Consider the following 26,188-nt stretch of genomic DNA (forward strand, 5'->3'; position numbering starts at 1 on the left):
CTTAATTAGCTGTCAGAGTTTTTAATAAAGAAAGGTTTATTTATTGGGAGCAAGGAATACCAGTAATTAATTTATCCCAAAAGAGCGCGAATTATCTTCAATTTTAATTGATTGTATGGTCTATATTTAATGGGGAGTTCAAACCAAAAAGGTCTTTTTAAAATACTTTTGAAGTGGCTGAACGTTTTAAAACCTGCTTCACCGTGGTAACTTCCCATACCACTTTCTCCTACGCCGCCAAATGGAAGGTGGGAATTACAAATATGCATTATTACATCATTAATACAACCACCGCCAAAGGAAACCTCATGCAAAATTTGTGTGTGTACGGTTGAATCTTTTCCAAACATATAAAGTGATAGTGGGCGTGGACGTTGTTTTATTTCCTGTAGAACAGTTTGCAGATCAGTAAAAGGAATAACAGGTAAAATTGGGCCAAAAATTTCTTCTTTCATGATTTCATCAGTAAAACTGACATCCTTAAGAATTGTCGGCTCAATATAATTTTCTGTTTCGATGACTTGCCCCCCTGTAAATAATTTTTGAGGGTCGATGAGTTTTTTTAAGCGTTGTACATGTTTTTGATTAATAATCCGTACATAACTTTCACTTTCAAGAGGATTAGGGCCAATAATATTGTCGATTTGGTTTTTAAGCTCTTCCAATAAGGGTTGGTAAATCGATTCTTCAACTAAAAGATAATCGGGTGCAATACAGGTTTGGCCTGCGTTTAAAAACTTGCCCCAAACAATGCGCTGGGCTGAAATCTTGAGATCGGCATCAGCAAAAACAAGACAAGGACTTTTTCCACCTAATTCAAGTGTGACAGGAGTTAGGTGTTCTGCTGCAGCTTTGGCTACGATTTTCCCTACAGAAGTACTACCAGTAAAAAAAAGTTTATCAAAACGAAAGTTAAGAAGCTCCTGAGTCACAGCAGCATCACCTTCTGCGACATAAAGATAAGCGGGATCAAAATTTTGATTTATTATTTTTGCGAGGGCTGATGATGTATTTTGTGGTAACTCACTTGGTTTGATAATGCTGGTATTTCCAGCAGCCATAGCTGCTATTAAAGGGCTTAAGGTTAGTTGATAAGGATAATTCCACGCACCAATAATGAGCGTCGTACCGTAAGGTTCGGGTAAGATAAAACTCTTTCCGGGTTGAAGTACTAATTCCGTTTTTTTGCTTTTGGGTTTAGCCCATTTATGTATCGATTTAATCGCTAGATCAAGCTCATGATAAGCCATGGCAAGTTCAGTTAAATAAGTTTCGAATTGGGATTTTTTTATATCTGCATAAAGTGCATCGCAAAGGAGTTGCTCATTTTGTTTGATAATCCTCTTCAATTTTTGCAGTTGCTGTTTACGAAAATCAATATTTTTAGCCTGTCCGGAAGCAGCAAATTTTCTCTGCTCTTCAACAACACTGTGGATATTCATAAATTGACACCAACGTAAAAAGTTTTTATTTATCAGCAGATAAACTGTATTCTAGTCAAATCTCTCAGGTATTTCTAGAGATTGCTCATCTAATTTAGCTTCCGGTTTTCTTTAGTTAATTAACGTGAGTTCGACATAAAAGACATAAAAATGTCTTTTATGTCCGTTCTAAATGAAGGTTATCCCGTAAAATGCGCAGCATTTATACGAGATCGAGTTCTAAACAGGAATTGCTTGATTTATATCGAACTCACATTAATTAATGATTAAGTTAAAAACCAGTTTTCTTATCTAAGTCCCTACCCACGACTTGCGCGCAGAATCCAGTAATGCCGCTCGATTCCTGGAATCTGCGAACTAAGATGTCTCACTATCTCTTGTTTTCTTTACTTATGGTGATGGAAGTTTATTACTTTTCGTGTGTAAAATTTCGTTTTGTAACTCAATAATTTTCTTGATGTATAACACTTCTTTACTCTGTACATCTTTGCATGATGCTTTTTCTTCGGGTGTCATTCTAAGTAACAATTGGATGTATGCATCATTTGCGGTTTGTTTTTGAGGTAAATAGGTAGTTGCTAGTGCCCCAGTTTTTACCAGCTCGATCAGATTTGGGGTAATCGGTTGTTTGATTAAGGGATGCTGGGATAAGGCAGATTTGCTTTTATTTTCAGCATTTTCTTTAAAACCTTTTAAAACAGTACTCATTATTTGCAGAAACTGAGTGAGTCCTGTAATTGGATTTATTGTTCCAAGTGAAACCTCGCGAAGAATAGTCAAACTTTTTTCTCTTAATGCATTTTCTAACAGATCATCGAGATCATTGACAAAAGGAGGTAATTCGACAGTGGAATTCAGGCTATCCATAAAATGTGTATCAGACACTAAACTTTTATGTTTTTCTCCTGTTTTCTTATTTTGATAAATGCTTGAATCCACTAATGAAGGAGTCAGACTGCTATGACAGGCTTCAGAGATACTTCTATTACTACGTGTTGTACGACCTCTGCCATGTTGTAATGTTGTATGTCCATAGATTGGCAAGATCCCCGTTTTGTAATAAGCAATTAGCGTATAAAAAAACAAGTCAACTCGTCGATTTGCATGTTCAATAATATTTTTTTTAGACATAGTAAGCAGTGCGTTTTGATCGTGATGCTTTATGGCTAATTGATGGTTTGAATAGGGCAAGTGGAGTGCGGCACTGTAATTGTCTTTGTATTGAGAGCGAAGCCGTTTTTTAGACGTAAATTGCTTGTGTTCTTCTGCTTTTAATTGTGTAAAAAAAAGTGGATCGAGTGCTTTTGTCCCAAGGGGAGCTGTTAGTGCTTTTTTTTGAGCTACAAACAATGGTTTTATTATTTTTTTTGCTGGAAGCATTGTTTGAGATGGATGTGTTTTAAATACAGAGTTAGGTTGACTTATGGTTTTATCAATTCTAAATATTCGTCTCATTGTATGTCCCTCCGAGATTGCTGCTCTAACACTAGAACTTTTCCGAAATTCTATTGCAGACTTCTCGCTCCTCGCCCTGCAGCGAATTTCGAAAGAGGTCTATGATGCTTACTCTTAAGCTGTCTCAATTATCTTTGCATAAAGTGAGATAATTTGACAAGAGTGTAGCCAATGGAGCAGATTGATTGTTTTCTTGATTTATGAGCTTTTTTTCTTATTTGAATTTTCTGATGATTTTCTTTTTTGCATGCTTTCTTTTAAAAGCGAAATAAAATCAACTACATCTGCAGAACTTTCCTTGGCAACCTCAGAATCTTCCTCTTCTTTAATTACTGGTTGTTTGGCTATTTGTTGATCAAGCCATTTTCTCAATGCTTCACGATATTCATTATGGTATTTTTCGGGTTGCCATTTAGTAGTCATTTCATTGATTAAAGTAACAGCCATTTTTATTTCTGATTGGGAAATTTTATAGTTTTTAAGGTCCTCTTTTGGAACATCCATTTCCCTTTCTTCACGTATCTCATCCTTGAAATGAATTAAGTACAAAAGTAAGGCATGATGATAAGGAATGATTAAACAAATAGATTCTTTTGTCCGAATAATGACTTTGGCAACGCCTGCCTTATTTGTTTTTTTTAATGACTCGCGCAATAATACATAGGCTTTTTTATTTTTACTTTCTGGGATAAGGTAATAAGGCTTCATCAAGTAAAGGCTATCAATTTCCTGAAAATCAACAAACTCTTCAATGTTAATCGCTTTAAATAAATCTGGACTCGCCTTTTCGAATTTTTTTTCATCGACAATAATGTAACGGTCTTTTTCAAATTCAAATCCTTTCACTATTTGGTCCCAAGGAACTTCCTTTCCGGTTTTTTCACTAATTCGTTGATAATGCACTCTGGATTTCGTTTTTTTATCAAGCAAATTAAATTTAAGCTCATCTTGTTCTTCAATGGAATATAACGAAATCGGTATAGAAACAAGACCAAAGGAAATTTCGCCTTTCCAGATTGATTTAGGCATTCTTTTATCCTTAATTACATTTCATATTCAAAGAGTAGACCATTTTTAAAAGTCGCAGAGGAATAAGCCCTGTTTACCTAGACAAGAAATAGAGTTGAGTGGAAATTCTTAGTATTTTTCTTAAAATTAAAGTAATCATGCTGAAAGGAGCGGTGCATGGGTATTGAGCCTTATCGTAAAAAAAGGAATTTTAATAAAACCCTTGAGCCCAGAGGTGGTGTTTCTTCTGAGACGAACTATTTATTTGTGATTCAAAAACATGCTGCCAGCCATCTTCATTATGATTTTCGTCTTGAATTAAATGGAGTTCTATTGAGTTGGGCTGTTCCCAAAGGCCCTTGCTTAGATCCTTCGGTAAAACGTCTTGCAATGCATGTAGAAGATCATCCTATTGAATATGGTTATTTTGAAGGAATAATACCTAAGGGCCAATATGGTGCGGGTAATGTGATGTTATGGGATAAAGGCATCTGGAAACCCCTTGATGAGGATCCTGAAAAAGCTTATAAATCCGGGCACTTACGTTTTGAATTAGAGGCCATCAAGTTAAAAGGACGTTGGGATTTAGTACGTTTTAAGAATGAGAGACATTGGTTTTTAATCAAATTTAAAGACAAATTTACTCGAAAACTGGAGGAATATAACATCATTGAAGAAGAGCCAGATAGTGTGTTGACCAATCTTTCGATTGATCAGATAGGGGAGTATTACAGTAGGACTAATCAATCTAATAGAAGTGACGTAAAAAAAAACTGCATAATCAGCACGAGCCAGAACTTTCTGAGCACTTAAGCATCAGTTCCTTCCCTGGTTTTATTGCACCTCAGCTGGCTACGCCAGTTGACCATGCTCCTGAAAGTTCAGATTGGGTGCATGAAATAAAATTTGATGGATATCGAATTATTGCGCTAATTCATAATGAACACATCCGCTTAAAATCACGTAATAATAAAGATTGGACCAATGATTTATTATCCGTAGTAGATGCACTTAAAAAATTGGCTTTACCTCAAGCCATATTGGATGGAGAAGTTGTTTTACTCGATGAACATGGAAAATCTGACTTTCAATTATTACAAAATACAATTAAATTGAACCCTAATGCTCCCTATGTTTATTATCTTTTCGATATTTTGTATTACGAGCAGTTTGATTTAAGGACTATACCTTTATTGAAACGTAAAGCAATCTTGAAAAATGTGTTGGAAGGGCAGGATAAAGTGCTCCGCTTCAGTGATCATATTATCGGTGAAGGGAGTTTTCTTTTTCATCGTGCTTGCGAACTTGGGCTTGAGGGAATAATTTCCAAACAAATCGATAGCTCCTATATATCAGGGCGCACTAAAAGATGGCTTAAAATCAAGTGCTTGATGCGGCAAGAATTTATTATTTGCGGTTACTCCTTACCGAGCGGCTCGCGTAAGTATTTCCGTGCTCTGTATTTAGGAGTATATAACAAGCAAGGAGAGTTGGAATATACAGGAAATGTAGGGACTGGCTTTACCGAGGCATCGCTTAAGGAAGTATTCGTTTTATTGCAAAAAATTCCGGCACAGAAAAAGCTCTTTGATAAGGAAATCCCTGAATCCCAAGGAGTAGTTTGGGTACAACCCCAATTGGTCGCAGAAATCGAGTTTACTCATTGGACTGAAGGAGGACGTTTACGACATCCTAGTTTCAAAGGACTGCGCCTGGATAAAAAACCTGAAGAGGTTTTTCGTGAACAAAAAGACGCATTGGAAAATAAAGAAAAAAAAATAGAGAAAGGGGCGGCCAAAAATACCAAAGCGCATTCCTTTAGAATTAAAATGACTCACCCTGATAAAGTACTTTATCCTGAAGACGGTATTACCAAAAAAGACTTATTGAATTATTACGAATATGTTTGTGATTACATAATGCCATTTATAAAAAATAGGCCCTTATCTTTACTTCGTTGTCCTGAAAATCGGCATAATTGTTTTTTTCAACGTCATTATATTGATTCAACACCAAAAGTTTTAAAGGCTATATCTATAGAAACTAAAAAAAAGAAAGAGCCTTATGTTTATTTAAATACAATAGAAGGGCTTTTCAGTTTAGTGCAAATGAATGTTTTGGAAATTCACCCCTGGGCTAGCCAAATTAGTCAGATAGAAAAACCGGATTTTATTGTATTTGACTTAGATCCTGGCCCCTCTGTAACTTGGGAAGCAATTGTTAAAGCAGCTTTTGAAATTAAAAAACACCTCAATGAATTCAAACTAACTTCTTTTGCTAAAACAACTGGCGGTAAAGGATTGCATATAGTAGTGCCTATTGCACCTGAATATGATTGGGATGAGGTAAAAAACTTCACTCAGGTTTTTGCGGAGTTTATGGAGCGAGTTAATCCAAATCAATATACGAGTACTATGAGTAAAGCCAAACGAAAAAATAAAATATTTATTGATTTTTTACGAAATCAACGAAGTGCTACGGCAATTAGCTCTTATTCTACAAGAGCACGTATACATGCCCCTGTAGCCGTACCTATTCATTGGGATGAATTAAGTAAGGAGAAGCGAGATATTGAATTTACGATTAAAACATTACCCAAACGCTTAGACACATTAAAGAGCGATCCATGGGCAGATTATTGGAAAATAAAACAATCTTTGCGTTTGAATACAATTCTTTAATTTACCCGAAATTATGATTATTGATCTGTATTGATAATTGTCGACTGTACTAATCGTTCTAATACTTGTGCATCATGGGGCGCAACTACTTTCTCATCGTTATCTAAATAGCAAAAAATTTTTTTAACGTGTTGCTGCCAGCTGGAAAATTTATGAGCATAGTTTAAAAGCGATTTTTCTTCATAATGACCAGAATAAGGTTGGAGATGAGGTCCATGCAATCGTAAGTAGATAAAATCACTGGTTATAATTTCTGGACACTGAAATCCCTTATAATCATAAAAACAAAGTGCAATATTGTTTTTTTTGAGTAAATCATAAACTTCCTGACGCAACCAACTTTTATTTCTAAACTCAAATGTATAATCAAAAGATTCAGGCAACCCTTTGATAAATTGTTCCAAACGTTCCAGATTAAAAGGCCAATAAGGGGGGAGTTGAAATAAAATAGGACCTAATTTTTCTTCTAATCCTTCAAGTACTTGCAATAAATAATTAACACTATCTTGAACATCTTTAAGCATTTTTATATGAGTTAAATAGCGACTGGCTTTACACGAAAAAATAAATTGATTCGGAGTTATCTCTTTCCATTTTGTAATGGATCTTGGGGTGGGTACGCGATAAAAACTGCTATTAAGCTCTACAGTATTAAAGATGTTTGAGTAATAGGCTAGCTCATCTTTTACAGCAAGAGACTTAGGGTAGAAAACTTCTTTCCAACCTTTATAGACCCATCCTGAGGTGCCAATATTAACGAATAGCATGCTAAACTCTGAAAAAAACTATTCCTGGTAGGAAATCCCTAGCATATTTAGACCTTGCTCAATGTCATCAGCCACAGTGGGTCTGGATAACAAATATTCCCCGGTATGCTCAGTCAATTCATCCTGGGCGAAATTAAGCGCATCTTCCCATTCATCTTGAGTGTAATCTCCACGCCCTAAATACATTAATGCGACTAAAGTTGCTTGCTGATCAGGTCGTAAATTATCAATAAATTCTACTGTCTCTTGATAAACCGGATCATCTTGATAATCAGCTAATACGTAGAGTGCATCCATTTCATCAGTGACTTCCGGAAAGCTGACGTCTTCTTTGACTTGAAATTGTCGTGCTTTATCAAGAAGATTACAAATTGTTTCTGTATCAAGACTCAACATACTTATCTCCTTATTTCATATGTTTTCCAATAAGAATAGCTTAAATAACGTGAGTTCGACTCTAAACAGGAATTGTCCGATATAAAATTTTTTATATCGAACTCACAATAAGTAAAATATAGTTTTATTAATGGTGATCCTCAAGCTTATTATTCGTGCTCCGTCGGAAGTGATTTTCAATCTATGAGCAAATTCTTTAGGAGGTTGGTATATTTTATTGAGTAATTTATTAATTAATAGAACTCTTGCGAGTTCTATAATTAATACACTTATCTGATTTGGTGGGAAGAAATGCTTTGATGATCTAATGTTGGCGGTTCTTCCCCTGCTGCTAATTCAGAGTGAAAAGTTAGGCCAGAATAGGCTTTAGGCTCTATTTGAGTAATTGTTGCTAATACTCCATACTCGAATAATTGCATGAGTTGTATTTTATCTGAGGTATTTTCCAGGTTATAAATTTGAATATGAAGTTGACGCAAACCCTCCCAGTCAAAGTGTGGTTTCTCAATATCAAAATAATGTTCATAAAGTTCTGAAGCTTGCTTTTTTAGTGCATTAAGTTGTTCAAGCAAAGGTCTATATTCATTGATTTCATTAGTAAAATTTATAAATATATAAAGTTTAGGATGAAACTCAACTATTTTTTTGCAGACATTTTCATGAAAACGTTCCATAAGCTCAATTTTTTCGTTGTCCATGGGTAACAATTTGATTGAGTTATAAATATTTGTAATTGAGACAAAGTTAAAGGGGGTTTTTTCAGCAAGATATTGAGCTTTGCCCTGACAATAAAAAGTTACAACTACTTCTAACTGCTGTAGGTCACTGAGAAGAGTTAAGTCTACCATTTTATTTATTTACCTATATATTATTATTCTTGGTTATTTAGTGTACGTATCTTTTTATTGAAGTCAATGTGAGGTTTTGATGTTCAATAACGAGTTATTCAGTAAACTGATAACAGAAAGGATATCTTAATTGATAAAAAAATGTTTTTTATATTTTTAAAAATAAATAATAATTAAAAATAGAAGGTTTATTTGCTTAATCTGATTCAATGACTATATTTAAAATATTATTCAACTAAGGAGGGTACTAACATGAAAAATCGAGCATATACTCCTAAAGAGCATCTTGAAGCAGCTGCAAGCCAATTATTAACAGAAGGAAAGAAAAAGGTGAATCAGTTGTACGAAGATGGGGTAAACAAGGCAAATGAAGTAGAAGAAAACCTTAAAGAACAGTCAGATCATTTATTGAAAAAAATACAGAAAAATCCATTGGCTTCTGTTTTGATCGCAGGAGGAATTGGTTTTTTGTTATCTCGACTATTGAAAAAGTAATGGAAGCTTTAAAACAGCTAGAAGCTCTAATTGCTGCAAAAATATCTGTTATTAAAACAGTCTGCTCTTTAATTCGTCTTGAAGCAAGGCTGGCTGGGTTGAGCGTTTTTCCCCTATTACTGAATATATGCCTTTTGTTAGTTGTGTTATTTACAGTATGGTTATCGGTTATGTTCTTAATAGGGTATTTTGCGTACTTGGCTTCAGGGTATTTTGTGCATTTAGTTCCTAACCGTCTTCTGTTATCTATTTTGTTTGTTTTACTTCTTAATGTGGGATTCTTACTGGGATTGCTTAAGTATCTATCCTTTAACATAAAGAGTATGAGTTTTCAGAAAACAAGGGAATTTTTTTCGCAAGAGAGTGTTGAGCATGAAAAACTCGAGGAAGCAGATCATAGCACAAATTGAACTGATGAATGGGGCTTTACAATCCCAAAAAGATGAAGTAATTGAACATCAAGAGTATTTTGCACAAAGCGGAATAGCTCGCTATCATTTAACAACCCCGATACTCCTTGCTTCCGCTTTTTTTATAGGGTGGAAAGCAGCGCGAATACAATGGAGTGGCAAAGTGACGCACCAAGTAGTAGAAATTGGAGCATTAGCTTTGCTTAACTCTTTTAAAAAAACCGTGGTTTCTCTTTTTAAGTAATTTCGTGAATTGCAAACAGGTCTTAGCCAAACACTGAATAAAAATTAATAAGAGCTTATTTTAAGTGAGATATTTTTGAAAACCTGGCACAGCGAAGCATCGGTTTTATCTTTTAATAATTTTTCCTAGACTCCACTTCGCCGCCACTACAAATTTAAATGAATCGCTTAAAAATCGCCAACCACTGATTCGCCTTCCTGAGCAGCTTCCTTAATCATTTGAAATTCATCTCCTGCTACCTTTCCAGGATATTTTTTAAATCGAAGTGCAACAGGTCTTAAATAATTTGGATAATGAGGCTTTATTAAATATTCATATGTGGCTGCCATCGCCTTGTTTCTGCCGCTAGGATAAACTTCAAAATCATATGCTTTTTCTATCCATAGACACATCACCGAACATTCTTCAATTAAATAATCAAGACAAAGTCTGAATGCCCGTTCATAATCAACATTCACAGCAGAAAATCGGCTCAAGTATCGTGTTAAAAAATCATCAATATTTGCATGAATCGCATGACGAAATGAGCCATTGGAGTCATATTCTTTTTGCACACGCACATGACTGTCAATGTAATTCTGACTGTTATACCAATCATCCCAACGCATAATTTCAAAAGGAATGGTTAATTGATTATAAGCCATTTCATTTCGCAGTAACCAATCATCACCTTCTTTTACAGCGAGCTGATATAATTCATCTGGTGTCGCATGATGCATAATACCCATCGTATGACGTTGAACACTATCATCAACAAGGATGGTACACTGTTTAAATGCCCCATTAATGAGTTTAATCACCGCTGCAAATTTTTCGCCCTCATGAATTGGTTGTCCAACACTAATGGGCATAAGACAAGAAGATTGAGGAAACTGTTTTCTTTCTTCTACTGGGTTCTCTCTAAAGGAAGCTTTCACAATCCTGTTATCAATTAAACTCATATTCTCTACCTCCCTTGAGTTGATATTACTTTTGCATAAAAAGAAATCATATTTTATTTTATTTTATAAAAATCACACTGTCCATTAATGATTCATGGTAAAACCAAAATACCTCCATTTAGAAAATCAAAAAAGCTACATTCTGCTTTATGCCACTTGAGTTCCCGTCGAGTCGATAAAAATATTCCTACCCATTGATTAATTGACTTTTAAAGTAAAATCTTTAGCTCTACGGCATAGCATTGTATCTGAAGTCCTGAGTTCTAACTGATTAAGTTTAATTAACGAAGGTTTAATATGAGTAACGAACTAATTTTTTGATATTCTGGCAGAAGGAACAGTAGAGTCCAGATGTAAATAAAATCGATCGGTATTACAAAGATACAGATTTGACCCGCGATTTTTCATACACCACTCCAGTTCTTTGATGGCGTCTGTATCTAAATTATTTTCTTTCTGATACTCAGTAATTAATTCATTAAGTTTCTCTTTTAATAAGATAATATGTTCGCGTTGAGATGTAGTTAATGGATTTTTAAAAAAAGAAAACATATTATCCGCAGTGCCGTGACGTCTGGTATATCCTTTTGAGTGAATTATCTCTTCATAACACTCCTCAAGAAAATCCAGTTTTGCAGTGAGTGATGGGAGAGTAGAAACGGATGTCTCCAGTTGCTTTTTGGAAAATTTACTCTCATGATAAGTACTCTTGAATTCGCTAGATATTTTTTGCAACTCTTCTCGTATGGCTACATCCTGTTTTTCCCCAAAGTTAAATTTAGAAGCAAGTTGCATGTTTACCAATATAGGGATTAGTTGTTTTACAGAAGTTGCATCAATCTGCACTTCTTGGCCAAAATTTTTAAATTTAAGTATCGTTAAATTTTTATCTCCCCCTTTAGTATATTTTCCGAATACTAATTTTTGATCTTTATCCGTGGTTTTTTGATTTTTCTCAAGGATTAATTTATCTCCAAGTGAATCAAGTATATTGCAAATTTTTTTAAACTCGGTGTTATTAGTTATTACATTAAAAAAATGATATTTAAGTCTAAGTATCTCGGGATGCTTATGCTTGCTGCCAACTTCTTTTTTAAAAGCTTTCATTTTTTCAATTAATTCGTCATAAGGATAGTCTATCTGATCAATATCCACTTTATAAAGTTTTTTCCAAACATCAGGATGATTCACCATATCCCAAACTATGACAAAACCATCATCACTTAACTCTGGAGGGCTATATTTCCTGAATAAAAGCGCTGGATCTTTCCCATTACGATGAAGCATTTCCATGAAAAGCACAGCACCTTTGCTAGGAGTCAAGTCCTTTATTGTTTCGTACTGAAAAGAATGAAACTCACGGTCTACCAATTCCCATATTGTTTTTGACCATTTTTGTTTTGTGTGCTTATTAATGATCTGACTCATATGATTTAACATCATATGAAATTCTGGTCGGATCGTATTATGTAATTTTGAATGAAAAACATCGTGTGCAGTTACTGCAGGCGGTGGACTATCATCATACCCATGAATCCCTTTAGTGGTTGCTTCGACACCACTATCAGGCATGCTAATAGCGGTAGGCCTATAATAAAATTCAACACCCTCTCTGACTTCATCAATTCCTACCTTCCCTAGTTTTGCACGACTGGCTGCGGCACCATTAACTCCATGCTTTGCAATTTGCACTGCTTCAATCGCACCGAAAGAAAAATGAAGATCGTATGTTTCTCCCTTATATGTTGTCTTATGCCAGGCATTATTTATGTGCAAAGCATTTCCTAGTTCACGACGAACTGGTGAGACAATGTTTGGATTATCTTTTGAAATAAAAAAGATTTGTTCTGATTTTGGTAGCGTTGCAATAAGAAGCAATAATCGAGATAGCTGCTCCTTAGTAAACTCTTTACCGTACCAACCTCTCCTTAGAGCTGGAATCCATAATTCTTGAGCTTCTTTGGTAAGCTTTCCCTGATCATCAAAAATATGAAATGTTTCTTGCAGAGGATACTCTTTTGGAATTTGGGCTCTGGCGAGAATGGTGGTCATTTGTTGACGGGTGATTTTGTTTTGTTTAAATAGCCATAACGCATAAAACGTATTATCTTCCTTTTTTAAGGCTTCATCTTCATAATCCCCACGATCAATGGCTTTCTCAACTTTCTGCAAACCTTCTGGAGTAAGAGTAATACGTTCAGGAATAGTAACCGTGTTACCATTTAGAAAGTCATCAAAATCATCGGAATGCAGAGTTCTTTCTGCATCTATAGGCAACTCGAGAGTTTCTTGGTCCCTGAATCCAGGATGTTTATATTTAGCGTCTTTCTTTTTTCTAGGAGTAAATTGACGTAACTCTGGATTAAACGCTACATCAACCCCTTTTGGAATTTCAGGTGAGAAAAAACGACCAAAAAATGACTCCCAAGCATCGAGAGCTTCTTGTGCATCACTGATTGGAGCTAGACCATAATTATCAGGCATAATATACTCAAAAGAAAAAAAGTTCACTTCGTATATTTATTATACTAATAATTTATTACGAGATTATTAACAAGGTAAAATGTGAGCCACAGCTACACACTTCAATCATTAAACCGATATGTAGGGGGTACCTTGATTCGCTTTGCTGCTACAAGGTAATCCAGCTAATTTTTTTGGCAATCCACTGCTTTTAAAGGGTGTTTTCAATAAAGCTTCCATTGCTGCAATGTCACAACCCTTATTTCCACATTTTATTGCCCCAAACAATTCCATTTTGTTTTTCCACCAAAGTTGCTATCTATGACATAAAAAATAGTTTAAATTTTTAAAATTCAGGTGCCTTAGCCCTGCTTAATACCTCATAAATATTGATTACATAATAATTACTTAATGTTACCATTGTATAATTTGTATAATATATATATAAATTTAACCCTAGAGCGAGTATAAAATGCCTTATAGAATAGATAATCCTGGTGGCGGTGATTGCGGATTTTATGCATTAGCAATAGGTTTAATAGCGACTATCCAAAAAGAACATAAAGACAGCAAAAAAAGCAAAACTTTTGCTCAATGGCAAAAGAAAGGTCTTAGCAATGTGAGCTTACCAGAAATTCTAGACATTGATTTAAATCAGCTCTACGAATCCCCTTATACTTACAAAAAAGAAACCTTACTTAAATTACAAATGTCTTTAAGAAGTATTTCTGCTACTGCATATAAAAATGATCTTCTTAAGAAAATAGCAGAAGCAAAAAGTAATGGAAGCACCCAGGTTGAAAGTTCAGCTGTATACCATAAGTTTATGGAATTAGTGCACTTTTATTTAAAAGAAGACGATAAAAAAGAAGGTACACTAGATAAGGTAAAACAGTTCAACGAGTTGGCTTTATTACCTGAAGTTCTTGACTTAGCCCAAAAAACAGCTAAGTCATTAGAGCCCAAACTTGTGGGTAAATCTTCCTTTGAGGAAATCCAAAAAATAGAAAATGCGCATGTTAAAGAGGTATTACTGGCAGACGTAATATCTCGTGGTAAAGAAAATCCTCGTTCAGTCATTTTAAAAGGGATAGAGCAGATCAAGGAACAAGGAAGATGGGCAACACATAGTGATTTAAAAGAAGTTGCAGATCAACTTGCGGTAAATCTTTATGTGACCAATCAATTAAATGGAGAACCAATGAAAGGTTGTCCCACTGTTGTTTTAAATAATGAAGGTGAATCGATCCATTGGACAACGACTGTAGAGGAGTTGCCCAAGCTAAAAGCTAAGCCTATTGAAAAAGAACGTATTGAGAACTCAAAACAAATAGAAGAAGTTCATAAAAATAAAGAAACTACACCAGTGATTACACCCACTGTAGCCACTCAAATTCCCGAAGAAAAGTATCGAACACATATTAACGCACTCATTCAAGCTGCATCAACTCAGGGTTTATTTGCTCATGTTAAAAACAAAATTGAAAACCTGGATAAGAAAAGTCTTGATAATGAAAAAGCTCTTGAAAATGAACATGGCGTTCGAATCGAATCTGATGAAGAGTTTGCTATGCGCTTGCAAGAAGCCGAGTACAGAGGGTCTAACCTGAAATAAGTTCTTAAAAAACTGTTTGGAAAATAAAGCACTCTGGAAAATGGGGGCTACTTCTTTTTAAAATCCACTATTCACTCTTATAGATAACTCCAATTTAAGTATATTTGAATTTTGGTTAAGAGTCAGATTTGTCATATAGCTATACTTACTTAGTATAATGTACAAATACAGATTATTAATCTAAGGGACTTTTGATGAGCACCATTCAACGCTTTATCAAAGCACAGCAAGGCCAAGACGCATATATCTCCTTCCAGCAGGCTTATGATGAGCTTAAAGCTGGAAACAAACAAAGCCACTGGATATGGTATATTTTTCCCCAGTTAAAACAGCTTGGGGTCAGTTCTATAGCCCAATACTTTGGCATTGTTGATTTCAAAGAGGCATGCAGCTATTTGCAAAATGAAGAGCTTTTTCAAAATTATGACGCAATAACTCAACTGGTAGAACAACAACTAACAAGAAAAATCCCAGCGCTTATCCTTATGAATGGAAATACTGACACTAAAAAACTGGTATCAAGTCTCACCTTATTCAAAGAAGCGGCTTTATTTCTTGAGCGTCAAGGAGACGAATCTCAGGATTTTACAGCACTTGCACAGTGCTGTGAACGAATTCTAGAAAAAACCGCAAAACAAGGTTATCCTCCCTGTAAGCTTACTCTTGATTTTGTGGCATCAGCTTAAATAGTCGTGTCTCGAGAGAATCTTTTAGGAGCTCACGAGGAGAGGTTGTTTTAGGTAGACGTTTAACTCGTGGATGCAGCTAAGCTCACATTTTCTATATTGTCCCTAAGACTTTATACTAAACTAATCGCTTTTCCTTTATTAAAACTTGTGAATAATAGCCTCTTATTATGCGTGTTTATCTAACGCCAAGGATAATATTGTGGCAACTACAAGCGCTACCGTAATAACAGACAAGGTCTGCTCAAAATTAAAATGCAACTCAAGTAGCTTACCAAGCAGCGGTTGTTGTATAAGAGCACTCATCATTAAAATCATGTTGGCTGTTGATAATGCTGTACCGTGTAATTCTTTGGTGATACTGTCTTTTACTACTCCGAAAACCAGAATATAGGCGGCAGAGAAAAAACCAGTGATGAACAATAAACAATAAACAATACCCAGAAAATAAACTTTCCAATAGATCACTAATGAATAAAACAAAAATGTTAACAAGGCAAATAATGTCATTACCTTTTGTCTGTTTATCCCGCATTGAACAAGCCAGGCACAAAATGGGCCTCCAATGCCTGATCCAATAAATACGACCGACATCATGGTACTCACTGTATACAATGACATTGCTGGATAACGATGAACCAAAAAGGGAACCCCCCACAAATTGGCGATTGCATTAACGATGGAGATCATGGCAAATCCATAGAATCCCGCAAACCAGACTTGTGGATTTCGTAGAACTTGTTGCAGTGCTTTACTTAGCGATATCGTTTCTTTTTCTACAGAAAGAGAGCGATCCTCTGGGTCTTGAATAATAAAAATAACACATAAGGCGACTACAATAGCACAGCAACCAACCAGATACATGGTAATGCGCCACCCCAAATGAGTAATGAGTGAGGCCATACCAATTTCCCCAAGAGCTACTCCTATCATCGCTAAAGTCTCGGAAATGCCAACCAGCATCGTAAAGTGACGATTGGAAAACCAAGATGCAGTGACATAAAGCATTCCAACAAAACCAAAAGCACTTCCGCACCCCATGATTAATCGGGAGAGGTAAGCTTGCCAATACTGTTGACTTAATCCCAAGCCAAATATACCAAGGCATAGCAATATAGATGCCGATATTAAAATTTTACGTGTACCAAATCGATCATAAGCTAATCCAACCGGAATTTGCATGATTACATAAGCTAGAAAAAAAGCAGCAGACAGTGAACCCACCTGTGTTTTAGTTAATTGAAAATCCTGACTCCACTTGGCCGCCATCAATCCCGCAGTGGCTTGGAGAAAAAACTGAAAAAACACAAAAGTGGTAGCCATTCCCCAATTGAGCCATGGCATAAGGTGCTGTCGGTCAAGCATGGTTATTCATCATTAAAGAGGGACTTATTTTATAACCGTATCCATTTATTCTAAGCATTGGACGGTTGTAAGTACAATGTTTGTGTAGGGAACGCACATTCAGCATTATTTTCTGAAATAATATCGAGGATTTTCATAAGAATCTCATGTTGTATTATTTGAAATTGGTCCCATTTTGTCATTTTAGAATAAGCAGAGACCATTATATTGAGTGAGGAATGACCGAATTCAACTAAACTTACAGTCAATGATTGTGATTTATCGATTTCTTCATGCTCGTGAAGCATTTTTCTTATTTGCTTTGTAATTGTATCTATTTTATCCGCATCTTGATAACGAATGCCAATATTGGTTTTAATTCTACGATGTAACATTCGGGATGGATTTTCAACGCTGATTGTTAAAAATATACCATTAGGCACATATAATGGCCGCTTATCAAAAGTTCTAATCCGTGTCATCCGCCATCCGATATGCTCAACAATGCCTTCAATATTCTTATCCGGTGAGCGAATCCAATCCCCTACCTTAAAGGGCCTGTCCATATATATCACCAGACCACCAAAAAAATTTGCAAGGAGGTCTTTGGCAGCCAATGCAACACCAGCTCCACCAATTCCACCAAATGCCAGAAGTCCCGCAACAGGAATATTCATAATTTGCATTATCACCAACATACCTGAGATGAATACAGCAATAGTTAAGAGCTGTCCTACAGCATGGATCAACGTTTTATCTACATCTTTGCCTTGCTCTGTACAGTTATGAATATAGAGCAATTCAATCTTCCGTATGAAGCGCACCAGAATCCAACACAGAATCAAAATGACTCCTGTTTTTCTGATCTCCAGGAGATTGGTTATAAAAAGAAGGCTTTTTTTATGAGTTAAAATAATAGAACAGGCGAAAGATAAACCAAATAGCCAGATAAGAAACCCGATTGGTAAACTTAAGGCGCTCAACAAAGCTTTGCCAAATATAACTCTGGTACTCTCTCCCCTATGTGTCAGGTGACGAAGCATTCGGGCGACAAGAGCATGCAAAAGACCTGTACTAATAACAGTAATAACAACATAAAAAAACCACATGTTTGTTTTAATAAGATCTTGCACTTGAAAAATATTCCCTTGCATCACTTTACCTCATCGATTAAGGGTTAACTATAATACATGAAATTTTTTGAATTTAAAAATACCTATATGAGCATGCAGGGCAAGATCGTATCATTTTGAGCTCAATTTGAAGTCAGTTCATCATGCAAATCGTGTTATTCCAGCGCAGACGGAAATCCATTCCTCAACGTGGTACATCACTATGTTTGCCAGATCGATCCCCGACTGAACCCGGATTACACAATTTGGATTAATAAACAAAGCATGCGTTTGCCCTGATGAGAATGAAGATTTGGTTTTTATTTCTCATCCCTCAGTTTTAGCTGTTTCTAACACAAGACACTATAATATCATTAAGGGGTTTTCTTTTAATTAATTCAGTAATAACTCTCGTAGAGCTATTTAATTTTTTTTAAATTCTAACTGTATTAAATTGAAGGATTTTTGTTAAACATTTAACATACACTTTTTTTATGGATTGGCTTGATTTGATTCCTTACATTCATCCGAGTTCTTATCTCAAATTGCCTGCTAATTTTTACGAGGTGATCGAGCCAACGCCGATCGCAAATCCATATTTAGTTAAATTCAATCACGAACTTGCTTCATATCTTTGTGCCCCGAACGCCTCTTTTGCCAATGAAAAAGAAATTATATCTTTTTATGCCGGAAATCGAGTCCCAGGACATCTTAAAAGTATTGCATTAGCCTATGCAGGACACCAATTCGGATACTATGTCCCTCTTCTGGGAGATGGGCGCGCCGTGTTACTTGGTGAACTATGCAGTCAAGATGGGAAGCGATGGGATATACAACTCAAAGGTTCGGGAAAAACAATGTTTTCGCGAATGGGTGATGGTAGAGCCCCTCTTTCCGCTGTATTAAGAGAATATCTGATCAGCGAAGCAATGCATGGTTTAAATATTCCAACTACCCGCTGCCTGGCTGCCATTGCAAGCCAAGAAAAGATCTATCGCCAGGATGGTCCCGTACCATCAGGCGTATTAACCCGAGTTGCATCCAGTAGCCTGCGTGTGGGTTCTTTTGAATATGCCGCTGCCCAAAAAGATAAGCAATTACTCCACTCTCTTGCTTACTATGCTCTTGAAAGACACTATCCCGAACTTTTACCCAGTGCAAACCCCTATCTTGAGTTGTTTAAAAAAGTTGTGGATCGGCAAGCAAGCCTTATTGCTGAGTGGATAGGCGTAGGCTTTATTCATGGAGTCATGAATACAGATAATATGACAATATCTGGGGAAACCATCGATTATGGCCCCTGTGCGTTTATGGATGAATTTGACTTTGGTACTGTATTTAGCTCTATTGATCTTGCAGGTCGTTACGCATTTGGCAATCAAGCCGCTATAGCAAAGTGGAATTTGGCACAATTTAGTCTAAGCCTACTGCCTTTATTTAAAGATAAGGAAGCACCCCAACAAATACTCGAAGTACTCAACTCATTCACAGAACGCTTCTCTCAATACTGGAATAAAAAAATAAGAAAAAAGTTAGGTCTTTCTGAGGAAAATACTCACTCTAGTGAACTTATTAACAATTTTTTCATATTATTACAGCAACATAAACCGGATTTTACAAATACCTTTAGGCTGATGAGTCAAGCCATTGATTGTGAGCGCTCTCAAACCGATTTAATCAATGCACTGGGAAATCAACCTAACAGTGAACAGTGGGTTTCTGACTGGTTAGTGTGTATTAAACAACAAAATATTGCGATCAACAAAATAAAAACCAAGATGAACCAGGTAAACCCGGCCTATATTCCCAGAAACCACTTAGTTGAAAATGCAATTAGAAAGTTTATTGAAAACAACGACAGCAGCTTAATGAATAATCTTTTAGCTGTACTAAAAAATCCTTATCACCAACAGAAAAACACTGAATACTTACAGTGCTTACCTAAGCCTCACGAACGAGTATATCAAACATTCTGTGGAACTTAAGTTTATTCAACATGAAGCTGAGCGCTATACTGCCCAGGTACAACTCATAAAACAGCGACCAATTAAAGAGTTTTCTGATAAAGAATTTCTTTTAATAGAGCCCCGCCCTCATAAAATTCTTCTAATTTAGTTGAGCTGGTGGCTTCAAAACCTAGGGCATCATAGAATTTCCGTGCCTGAATATTGTCTTCGAATACCCATAGAAGTATTTTTTTATATCCCTGATTTGCAAGTTCAGAAATTGCAGCCAGACATAATTGGGTTCCTAATCCCCTACGCCAGTAATCGGGATGTAAATAAATAGCACTGATCTCCCCCATTGAATTATCTGCACTAAAATCACGAAAAGGACAAATGCTGGCAAAGCCAACAATTTGATTGTTGATTTCCATGATTAATACTTTAACTTCCCGCTCTATCAAATCGCGCCACTGCTGAGTTCGCTCTTTTAAGGATAAGTTTTGTAATATAATTTCTGGAATGAAATCTCGATACATCTTTTGCCAGGAACAGATATGAATTTGTGCAATAGCTTCAGCATCGTGTAATGTAGCTGTTCTGATATTGGACGTTAAATTTTTAATCATAATAAAAGCCTTAAAGACGTAATAAATTTCTAGGGTCTGTTTCCATCTCTACTATCTTGGCCAAACTAGCGAAATGGAAACAGACCTTATTAACCAATAAATTATTCACGTTCTTTTAAATTCAACATTTAAATAACATATATAAGTGATATGCTATGTTAGAATGAAAAAATTGTCACTAAAAAGGATTTAATCATGAATAAAATCAAACAAAAAGAACGAATTATTATGGGTGCTGTGACGTTATTTATCGCGTCAATAGTCACTGCAGGAACCGTAACAAGTGATCTTTCCACCATAGATGGCACTTCAATAGGAAAAGTCGTTTTTGAAGACAGCAAATACGGTTTACTTATTAAACCCCAATTGTCTGGACTTCCTGTGGGAATTCGCGGCTTCCACATCCATCAACATCCCGATTGTGGCGATCATGCTAAAAAAGCGGGTGCCCATTTAGATCCTGCCAATACTAATAAACATCTTGGTCCATATGGCGAGGGGCATTTAGGTGATTTACCTGTGTTGGTTGTTGATAGTAATGGTGAAGCAAATACTCCTACATTAGCACCACGTTTAAAAACTAAAGATATCAAGGGACACGCCATTATGGTTCACGCAGGAGGAGATAATTATAGTGATAATCCAACTTTGGGTGGTGGTGGCGATCGTATTGCTTGTGGAAAAATTCCTTCTTAATTAAAAAAGTATACGTTTTCAATCTGGATGCAGCAGAGTCTATGCGGATTATTCTAGTCTAAACAATAAAAAGAGAGATGTTATGCCCGGTTTTTTTTCAAAATTAGGATCGACTTGGGATCAATATTATAGTTTGCGAAGCAAATACGCTGAGTTGATTCCAATTCCAAATCCCTCCTATTTTAAACCAATTCATGATTTACAAGATTTTACTAACTTAATCGTTCGTCCAATCCATAGCCCTATTTGGTTGGGAGTAAATGCCCTATTGCTTTTTTTAAAAAGCTTTATTTATCTGATGGCTACTTTATTGTTAACCGTTCCAGCTTTGCTATTAGCAATTTTTGCCCCTAATACAGATATCAGTTCCAGTACATGTTCTGCATTTAAAACATGTGCAGCACATACCGTTGTGGATGCAACTATGGGCATTATCGCAGCCTGTGCTGCAGTTGCCTCTATTGTTTTTAATCCCATATACTTACTTACTCGATTCATAAGTACTGTTGTTGAACATTTAAATGAAGTAACTGAGTCGTGTTGTGGTTTAACTATTGCCCGATTTTAAATTTCTTCTGTCTAAGATGAAGCAAAGTAGAACCTAAAGGGTCTAACTAAACCTAGGTTTTGCTTTTAGCTTCACCTAAGCTACAACACTTTATTTTTAAGACGGCTTGCTGTATCTACCAATTAATTCAGTCTGCTCAATAATGTGATTTTGCATTGCAGTCTCTATTTCTTTTTTCGTCGCATGCTCTCCTAGATTTAATAAGGTATCTAAAGCATAGAGTTTAAAGAAATAACGATGAGTACCACTTGGCGGACAAGGTCCACCATAACCCGTTCTGTTCCAACTATTTCGTGCACTGATTGCATTCGAAGGAATAGCTCCTGTTTTAAGCTCGTGACAGTCAGCAGGAAGATTAAATAAAATCCAGTGCACCCACAACCCTATTGGCGCATCCGGATCATCCATGATTAGAACAAAAGATTGAGTGTTTTTAGGTATGTTTTTCCATATTAATGGCGGGGAATGGTCGACACCATTGCAGGTATATTCTTTAGGAATAAGCGCATAATGAGTAAACGCAGGGCTCTCTAGTATCATTGCACACTCCTTGTGATGAGATATTTATTTGCAATTTAGACTATTTTAAAGCAAAAATACAGGCGGTGTCTTAGAATTTCCAGGATATATCTACCTCTCTCCGTTAAGAGAGAGGTAGAAACTGGATTATAAATAACAACCCACTCCATCATAACCAATTACATGGCATGACTTGTAAGCACTTTGATCGAGCTGATAACTTACAGAACCATAATAGGCAATAATAGCTCCATTTTTAGTTTGTTCTACATGAGGTTTTTGAAGGTTTGCCCTAACATCACAAGTGGTATGATTTTGTATCCAAATACTACCCTCTGAAATAACACGAGTTTTGTTAGGAGTGAGTGCATTCTTTCCACAATCTTTCATTGCTAAACGTTCCATTTTTGGAGCAGAAAAGTGAAGATCATAACCCGCTGCTGCAGCCTTAACCGCATTTTCAGCATCTAAAATTCCATGTCCGCAAGGTTTTTTACCAACACATGATTTGTTCGCATCATTACTTACTCCAAAATCATGCGTCGTTGTATAAAGTAATTGTTCCACTTGTTCTGAACTAAGTACTTTTTCACTGGCGGCAATAATCAATCCAGCAACACCAGCAACATGAGGAGTAGCCATACTGGTTCCTTGGTAAAAATCAAAACCCGATCCATGATAACCCCCTCCGGGATTCACTGTAGATAAAATACCTCCCCAAGTGCCATAACGCTTGTCTCCCCCTGGAGCTGCTAAAGTAATACTTGGGCCATAATTCGAAAAATAGGACCTAAATCCCTCGGGACCAGTAGAAGCAACTTTTATGGTTCCATTACAGATTGCCGGTGCATTAAAATGCTCCCAAACATTATCATTTCCTGCTGCGACAACTAATACCGCACCTTTTTTACGTGCAAAAAAGACTGCTTCTTGTAACGCTTGATCACAATAATCAATTTCTTCTTTAGGTCCCTTGTCCACACCAAAGCTCATATTCAATATCTTAGCGGGATGAATGTTGGTAGGTACTCCAGGAACGTCACCGCCTACAGACCAATAAATGGCGTTAATGACAGAGCTTTCATAGAACATGCCATTAGCAGCAGGAATTTTTAAAGGAAGAATTTTTAAATCTTCACCCATGCCGCTCATAACACTGCCATAGCCCGCAATAGTTCCAGCAACATGAGTACCATGGTAGGATCGGGTTTCATCAATTAAGTTATTATTATTTCCCGCAAAATTCCAACCCCATAAATTACCTGCACTATCTTTTACCAGATTATTGATCAAGCTATCATTTAAAGCGATTCCCGTATCTAAAACTGCAACGACTATTGGTGTTTTAGAAAAGCCAGTAGTATAGGCCCAGGCACCATCTCTAACTCCGGGTTTGGATTCCAACATAATCCCTGCAGGGCGGGAAAACTCATCCCACTGACTTTCGTGCGATAATAAATCACCTGTACCCAAAATTTCAGGATCAGGAGCGGGTTTAAAATAACTAATTCTGTCTTTAACTGCGTATAAAACTTGGGGATTTTTACGCAAACGTTCCACAATCAAAGATGTAACATCCTGATTATCCCCTTTAACCAAAGTACTGTTTGTTGTGTCTAAAATTAATAAAAACGCACCATTTGCCATAGGATTCAATTCCTTCACAGGCAACTGGGTTACTTGTTTTATTTGTGACTTTAAAGAGGAAACACTGGTTATTTGTTCTTTATATTTGATTATGACTCGAACTGCATCCTGATGAGGTGAAGCAAAAACACCATGTGCCATCGATAAAAAACCTAAACCCAAAATCCCTGATTTAAACATGCAACAATCTCCTTATAAAATAAGTCGCAATTCAGTATGCAATAAGAAACCGGGCGAAACAAGATCAAACTTATCCCAAAATGTTACTCTCCTATACGTAATGTATTAATCTTAAAAATAGGTTTATTGAAATTCTGTGCACACACTATATACTGCACCTATCCCTTTGTTTATATTAAAAAATTTATGATAAACCTACGATATTTTTTTTATAAAAACGTCACTCGTTGCATACGAAAAATACAATCTTTACTTGGTTTAAAAACTCTTGGTTCTCGTGCCATTATTTTAAATCATCACCATCAGATCCTGTTGGTAAAACATACTTATCAGTCGCATTGGTATCTTCCAGGTGGGGGTGTAAAAAAAGGTGAGTCCGCTAAAGAAGCCATCATACGTGAATTAAAAGAAGAAGTAGGCATAATTCCAACTGAAGAACCGCAACTATTTGGGATTTATTTTCATACTTATATGGGAGTATATGACTATCCGATAATCTTTATTATTAAACGCTTTACCTCAGCAAAAGCCTCTTCTCCTGAAATTGAACAAATAGCTTGGTATGATTACAATAAATTACCGGATATGGTGAGTCCAGGAACAAAACGTAGGCTTGATGAGTATTTTGCTCAAAATACAAAATCAGATAGATGGTAAAATAATACTAGCCTGAGTGAAACAGTAGGCTAGGCCGTGGTCCAACCTATACGTTTATTTGTAAATACGAGGGTTACACCCTCCTTTCCAAGAGAGTGTAGGATAGAATTTACAAATTAATAACGATATTGCTCCGATTTATAAGGACCGCTGACCGCTACACCTAAATAGTCCGCTTGTTCTTTGGTAAGTTGCGTCAGTTTCGCTCCGATGCGTCCCAAATGCAAACGAGCTACTTTTTCATCCAATAATTTGGGGAGGACATACACTTGTCTGTCATATTGAGCCGCATTTTTAAACAACTCAATTTGCGCAAGGATTTGATTGGAAAAAGATGCTGACATGACAAAGCTTGGATGACCTGTAGCACAACCTAAATTAACCAAACGCCCTTCAGCCAAAAGAATTAAGCGCTTCCCATCAGGAAAAATGACATGATCTACTTGTGGCTTAATATTCTCCCATTGGTATTTTTTTAAACTCTGTACATCGATTTCAGAATCAAAATGGCCAATGTTGCATAAAATAGCCTGATGACGCATTCGATTCATATGATCATGAGTTACTACATGGTAGTTTCCTGTAGCAGTAATAACAATATCTACTTGTTCAGCAACATCATCCAGAGTCACAACCCGATATCCTTCCATTGCAGCTTGAAGTGCGCAAATAGGATCAATTTCTGCAATTAAAACAACAGCACCTTGACCTCGTAATGCTTGAGCACAGCCTTTCCCTACATCGCCATAACCTAAAATTAGAGCAACCTTTCCTGCAATCATCACATCAGTAGCCCGCTTTAATCCATCCAATAAGGACTCTCGACAACCGTAGAGGTTATCAAATTTAGATTTAGTCACAGAATCATTCACATTAATCGCAGGAATTTTTAAATCACCTTTTTTGGCCATTTCATACAAGCGGGCAACACCCGTTGTTGTTTCTTCAGAAAGCCCTTTAATCCCAGGTAATAATTCTGGAAACTTTTGATGAACGATTTGTGTCAAATCGCCACCATCATCCAGCAATAAATTAGGAGTCCAATGATTCGGTCCAGCAAGGGTTTGCTCTACGCACCACCAATATTCCTCCTCAGTTTCACCTTTCCAGGCAAATACAGGAATGCCCTTAGCTGCTATAGCTGCAGCGGCATGATCCTGGGTGGAAAATATATTACAAGAAGACCAGCGAATTTCAGCACCCAAAACGATCAATGTTTCAATCAGCACTGCTGTTTGGATTGTCATGTGTAAGCAGCCTGCTATTCGGGCGCCTTTTAACGGTTTTGTTGCAGCAAATTCTTCACGCAAAGCCATTAAACCTGGCATTTCGGTTTCGGCAATTGCAATTTCCTTACGTCCCCAAGAAGCCAGCGACATATCAGCTACTTTATAATCTTCTATCATTTTGCTCCCTGCTCCTACTTTATTGACGAGTTCCAT

Annotated in this window: 25 protein-coding genes; 10 read left to right on the top strand and 15 right to left on the bottom strand. The window is 36.4% G+C overall.

What is annotated here, in order from left to right:
• Positions 1-71: 71 nt before the first annotated feature.
• The 3 genes from Ltuc_RS10285 to ku all read right to left on the bottom strand — a co-directional run bounded on the left by Ltuc_RS10285 (position 72) and on the right by ku (position 3,926).
• A complete protein-coding gene (locus tag Ltuc_RS10285) occupies positions 72-1,442 on the bottom strand; it encodes an aldehyde dehydrogenase (protein WP_058521170.1) in 1,371 nt (456 codons plus the stop codon).
• Positions 1,443-1,832: 390 nt separating this feature from the next.
• Positions 1,833-2,897, bottom strand: a complete 1,065-nt coding sequence (locus Ltuc_RS10290; protein ID WP_058521171.1) for a hypothetical protein — start codon at positions 2,895-2,897, stop codon at positions 1,833-1,835.
• Positions 2,898-3,095: 198 nt separating this feature from the next.
• Complete coding sequence (ku, locus tag Ltuc_RS10295; protein ID WP_058521172.1) at positions 3,096-3,926, bottom strand: non-homologous end joining protein Ku; 831 nt, start codon at positions 3,924-3,926, stop codon at positions 3,096-3,098.
• 156 nt (positions 3,927-4,082) lie between these two features.
• On the opposite strand from ku, the gene Ltuc_RS15710 reads away from it, so the two are divergent.
• Both Ltuc_RS15710 and ligD read left to right on the top strand, forming a co-directional pair.
• Complete coding sequence (locus tag Ltuc_RS15710; protein ID WP_238584111.1) at positions 4,083-4,718, top strand: DNA polymerase ligase N-terminal domain-containing protein; 636 nt, start codon at positions 4,083-4,085, stop codon at positions 4,716-4,718.
• Between the two features lie 77 nt (positions 4,719-4,795).
• A complete protein-coding gene (gene ligD, locus Ltuc_RS10300) occupies positions 4,796-6,586 on the top strand; it encodes a DNA ligase D (protein ID WP_238584112.1) in 1,791 nt (596 codons plus the stop codon).
• Between the two features lie 17 nt (positions 6,587-6,603).
• On the opposite strand, the gene Ltuc_RS10305 is transcribed toward ligD, so the two are convergent.
• From Ltuc_RS10305 to Ltuc_RS10315, 3 genes are all read right to left on the bottom strand, one after another.
• Positions 6,604-7,353, bottom strand: coding sequence for a DUF72 domain-containing protein (locus Ltuc_RS10305; RefSeq protein ID WP_058521173.1), 750 nt, complete (start codon positions 7,351-7,353; stop codon positions 6,604-6,606).
• An 18-nt stretch (positions 7,354-7,371) separates the two neighbouring features.
• The gene (locus Ltuc_RS10310) at positions 7,372-7,749 is read right to left on the bottom strand and encodes a DUF3775 domain-containing protein (RefSeq protein ID WP_058521174.1); all 378 of its coding nucleotides are present in this window, start codon (positions 7,747-7,749) and stop codon (positions 7,372-7,374) included.
• 269 nt (positions 7,750-8,018) lie between these two features.
• Positions 8,019-8,597, bottom strand: a complete 579-nt coding sequence (locus Ltuc_RS10315; protein ID WP_058521175.1) for a hypothetical protein — start codon at positions 8,595-8,597, stop codon at positions 8,019-8,021.
• Positions 8,598-8,849: 252 nt separating this feature from the next.
• Here Ltuc_RS10315 and Ltuc_RS10320 point away from each other — a divergent pair, with 252 nt between their 5' ends.
• Both Ltuc_RS10320 and Ltuc_RS10330 read left to right on the top strand, forming a co-directional pair.
• Positions 8,850-9,092 carry a hypothetical protein gene (locus Ltuc_RS10320; protein ID WP_058521176.1) on the top strand — a complete coding sequence of 81 codons (243 nt, stop codon included), beginning with the start codon at positions 8,850-8,852 and terminating at the stop codon, positions 9,090-9,092.
• A 372-nt stretch (positions 9,093-9,464) separates the two neighbouring features.
• The gene (locus Ltuc_RS10330) at positions 9,465-9,746 is read left to right on the top strand and encodes a hypothetical protein (protein ID WP_058521178.1); all 282 of its coding nucleotides are present in this window, start codon (positions 9,465-9,467) and stop codon (positions 9,744-9,746) included.
• 167 nt (positions 9,747-9,913) lie between these two features.
• Here Ltuc_RS10330 and Ltuc_RS10335 read toward each other — a convergent pair whose 3' ends face one another.
• From Ltuc_RS10335 to Ltuc_RS15355, 3 genes are all read right to left on the bottom strand, one after another.
• Positions 9,914-10,687 (bottom strand): hypothetical protein, encoded by a 774-nt coding sequence (locus Ltuc_RS10335; RefSeq protein WP_058521179.1) that lies wholly within the window; start codon positions 10,685-10,687, stop codon positions 9,914-9,916.
• A 309-nt stretch (positions 10,688-10,996) separates the two neighbouring features.
• On the bottom strand, positions 10,997-13,171 hold the full coding sequence (locus tag Ltuc_RS10340; protein WP_058521180.1) for a hypothetical protein: 2,175 nt from the start codon (positions 13,169-13,171) through the stop codon (positions 10,997-10,999).
• 108 nt (positions 13,172-13,279) lie between these two features.
• Positions 13,280-13,444, bottom strand: a complete 165-nt coding sequence (locus tag Ltuc_RS15355; RefSeq protein WP_157064606.1) for a hypothetical protein — start codon at positions 13,442-13,444, stop codon at positions 13,280-13,282.
• A gap of 178 nt (positions 13,445-13,622) precedes the next feature.
• On the opposite strand from Ltuc_RS15355, the gene Ltuc_RS10345 reads away from it, so the two are divergent.
• Positions 13,623-14,765: a hypothetical protein gene (locus Ltuc_RS10345; protein WP_058521181.1), complete on the top strand. Its 1,143-nt coding sequence runs from the start codon at positions 13,623-13,625 to the stop codon at positions 14,763-14,765.
• Between the two features lie 194 nt (positions 14,766-14,959).
• The gene (locus tag Ltuc_RS10350) at positions 14,960-15,451 is read left to right on the top strand and encodes a DUF1810 family protein (protein WP_058521182.1); all 492 of its coding nucleotides are present in this window, start codon (positions 14,960-14,962) and stop codon (positions 15,449-15,451) included.
• 168 nt (positions 15,452-15,619) lie between these two features.
• Here Ltuc_RS10350 and Ltuc_RS10355 read toward each other — a convergent pair whose 3' ends face one another.
• Both Ltuc_RS10355 and Ltuc_RS10360 read right to left on the bottom strand, forming a co-directional pair.
• Positions 15,620-16,816, bottom strand: a complete 1,197-nt coding sequence (locus Ltuc_RS10355) for an MFS transporter (protein ID WP_058521183.1) — start codon at positions 16,814-16,816, stop codon at positions 15,620-15,622.
• Positions 16,817-16,866: 50 nt separating this feature from the next.
• Positions 16,867-17,949 carry a mechanosensitive ion channel family protein gene (locus Ltuc_RS10360; RefSeq protein ID WP_238584113.1) on the bottom strand — a complete coding sequence of 361 codons (1,083 nt, stop codon included), beginning with the start codon at positions 17,947-17,949 and terminating at the stop codon, positions 16,867-16,869.
• Positions 17,950-18,401: 452 nt separating this feature from the next.
• Here Ltuc_RS10360 and Ltuc_RS10365 point away from each other — a divergent pair, with 452 nt between their 5' ends.
• On the top strand, positions 18,402-19,892 hold the full coding sequence (locus Ltuc_RS10365) for a protein adenylyltransferase SelO (protein ID WP_058521184.1): 1,491 nt from the start codon (positions 18,402-18,404) through the stop codon (positions 19,890-19,892).
• Between the two features lie 62 nt (positions 19,893-19,954).
• Here the strand turns inward: Ltuc_RS10365 and Ltuc_RS10370 are convergent, their stop codons facing one another.
• Complete coding sequence (locus Ltuc_RS10370; protein WP_058521185.1) at positions 19,955-20,479, bottom strand: GNAT family N-acetyltransferase; 525 nt, start codon at positions 20,477-20,479, stop codon at positions 19,955-19,957.
• A 195-nt stretch (positions 20,480-20,674) separates the two neighbouring features.
• Between Ltuc_RS10370 and Ltuc_RS10375 the strand changes: the two genes are divergently transcribed.
• On the top strand, positions 20,675-21,175 hold the full coding sequence (locus Ltuc_RS10375) for a superoxide dismutase family protein (protein WP_058521186.1): 501 nt from the start codon (positions 20,675-20,677) through the stop codon (positions 21,173-21,175).
• An 82-nt stretch (positions 21,176-21,257) separates the two neighbouring features.
• Positions 21,258-21,743, top strand: a complete 486-nt coding sequence (locus tag Ltuc_RS10380; RefSeq protein ID WP_058521187.1) for a hypothetical protein — start codon at positions 21,258-21,260, stop codon at positions 21,741-21,743.
• 96 nt (positions 21,744-21,839) lie between these two features.
• Here the strand turns inward: Ltuc_RS10380 and Ltuc_RS10385 are convergent, their stop codons facing one another.
• Positions 21,840-22,283 (bottom strand): YbhB/YbcL family Raf kinase inhibitor-like protein, encoded by a 444-nt coding sequence (locus Ltuc_RS10385; protein ID WP_058521188.1) that lies wholly within the window; start codon positions 22,281-22,283, stop codon positions 21,840-21,842.
• A gap of 126 nt (positions 22,284-22,409) precedes the next feature.
• A complete protein-coding gene (locus Ltuc_RS10390) occupies positions 22,410-24,089 on the bottom strand; it encodes a S8 family serine peptidase (protein WP_058521189.1) in 1,680 nt (559 codons plus the stop codon).
• A gap of 186 nt (positions 24,090-24,275) precedes the next feature.
• On the opposite strand from Ltuc_RS10390, the gene Ltuc_RS10395 reads away from it, so the two are divergent.
• Entirely contained in the window at positions 24,276-24,746 is a 471-nt protein-coding gene (locus Ltuc_RS10395) for an NUDIX domain-containing protein (protein ID WP_058521190.1), read from the top strand.
• A 116-nt stretch (positions 24,747-24,862) separates the two neighbouring features.
• Here Ltuc_RS10395 and ahcY read toward each other — a convergent pair whose 3' ends face one another.
• Entirely contained in the window at positions 24,863-26,188 is a 1,326-nt protein-coding gene (gene ahcY / locus Ltuc_RS10400) for an adenosylhomocysteinase (protein ID WP_058521191.1), read from the bottom strand.

This window comes from Legionella tucsonensis, assembly GCF_001468035.1.
GTDB lineage: Bacteria > Pseudomonadota > Gammaproteobacteria > Legionellales > Legionellaceae > Legionella > Legionella tucsonensis.

Bases quoted from the DNA above. Each gene is read 5' to 3' on its own strand.
- ku (WP_058521172.1), bottom strand. From the start codon at position 3,926: ATGCCTAAATCAATCTGGAAAGGCGAAATTTCCTTTGGTCTTGTTTCT.
- Ltuc_RS10320 (WP_058521176.1), top strand. From the start codon at position 8,850: ATGAAAAATCGAGCATATACTCCTAAAGAGCATCTTGAAGCAGCTGCA.
- Ltuc_RS10350 (WP_058521182.1), top strand. From the start codon at position 14,960: ATGAGCACCATTCAACGCTTTATCAAAGCACAGCAAGGCCAAGACGCA.
- Ltuc_RS10390 (WP_058521189.1), bottom strand. From the start codon at position 24,089: ATGTTTAAATCAGGGATTTTGGGTTTAGGTTTTTTATCGATGGCACAT.
- Ltuc_RS10315 (WP_058521175.1), bottom strand. From the start codon at position 8,597: ATGGTAGACTTAACTCTTCTCAGTGACCTACAGCAGTTAGAAGTAGTT.
- Ltuc_RS10285 (WP_058521170.1), bottom strand. From the start codon at position 1,442: ATGAATATCCACAGTGTTGTTGAAGAGCAGAGAAAATTTGCTGCTTCC.
- Ltuc_RS10365 (WP_058521184.1), top strand. From the start codon at position 18,402: ATGGATTGGCTTGATTTGATTCCTTACATTCATCCGAGTTCTTATCTC.
- Ltuc_RS10375 (WP_058521186.1), top strand. From the start codon at position 20,675: ATGAATAAAATCAAACAAAAAGAACGAATTATTATGGGTGCTGTGACG.
- ahcY (WP_058521191.1), bottom strand. From the start codon at position 26,188: ATGGAACTCGTCAATAAAGTAGGAGCAGGGAGCAAAATGATAGAAGAT.
- Ltuc_RS10335 (WP_058521179.1), bottom strand. From the start codon at position 10,687: ATGAGTTTAATTGATAACAGGATTGTGAAAGCTTCCTTTAGAGAGAAC.
- Ltuc_RS15355 (WP_157064606.1), bottom strand. From the start codon at position 13,444: ATGGAATTGTTTGGGGCAATAAAATGTGGAAATAAGGGTTGTGACATT.
- Ltuc_RS10290 (WP_058521171.1), bottom strand. From the start codon at position 2,897: ATGAGACGAATATTTAGAATTGATAAAACCATAAGTCAACCTAACTCT.
- Ltuc_RS10310 (WP_058521174.1), bottom strand. From the start codon at position 7,749: ATGTTGAGTCTTGATACAGAAACAATTTGTAATCTTCTTGATAAAGCA.
- Ltuc_RS10370 (WP_058521185.1), bottom strand. From the start codon at position 20,479: ATGATTAAAAATTTAACGTCCAATATCAGAACAGCTACATTACACGAT.
- Ltuc_RS10380 (WP_058521187.1), top strand. From the start codon at position 21,258: ATGCCCGGTTTTTTTTCAAAATTAGGATCGACTTGGGATCAATATTAT.
- Ltuc_RS10360 (WP_238584113.1), bottom strand. From the start codon at position 17,949: ATGCAAGGGAATATTTTTCAAGTGCAAGATCTTATTAAAACAAACATG.
- Ltuc_RS10340 (WP_058521180.1), bottom strand. From the start codon at position 13,171: ATGCCTGATAATTATGGTCTAGCTCCAATCAGTGATGCACAAGAAGCT.
- Ltuc_RS10305 (WP_058521173.1), bottom strand. From the start codon at position 7,353: ATGCTATTCGTTAATATTGGCACCTCAGGATGGGTCTATAAAGGTTGG.
- Ltuc_RS10395 (WP_058521190.1), top strand. From the start codon at position 24,276: ATGATAAACCTACGATATTTTTTTTATAAAAACGTCACTCGTTGCATA.
- Ltuc_RS15710 (WP_238584111.1), top strand. From the start codon at position 4,083: ATGGGTATTGAGCCTTATCGTAAAAAAAGGAATTTTAATAAAACCCTT.
- Ltuc_RS10355 (WP_058521183.1), bottom strand. From the start codon at position 16,816: ATGCTTGACCGACAGCACCTTATGCCATGGCTCAATTGGGGAATGGCT.
- Ltuc_RS10330 (WP_058521178.1), top strand. From the start codon at position 9,465: ATGAAAAACTCGAGGAAGCAGATCATAGCACAAATTGAACTGATGAAT.
- Ltuc_RS10385 (WP_058521188.1), bottom strand. From the start codon at position 22,283: ATGATACTAGAGAGCCCTGCGTTTACTCATTATGCGCTTATTCCTAAA.
- Ltuc_RS10345 (WP_058521181.1), top strand. From the start codon at position 13,623: ATGCCTTATAGAATAGATAATCCTGGTGGCGGTGATTGCGGATTTTAT.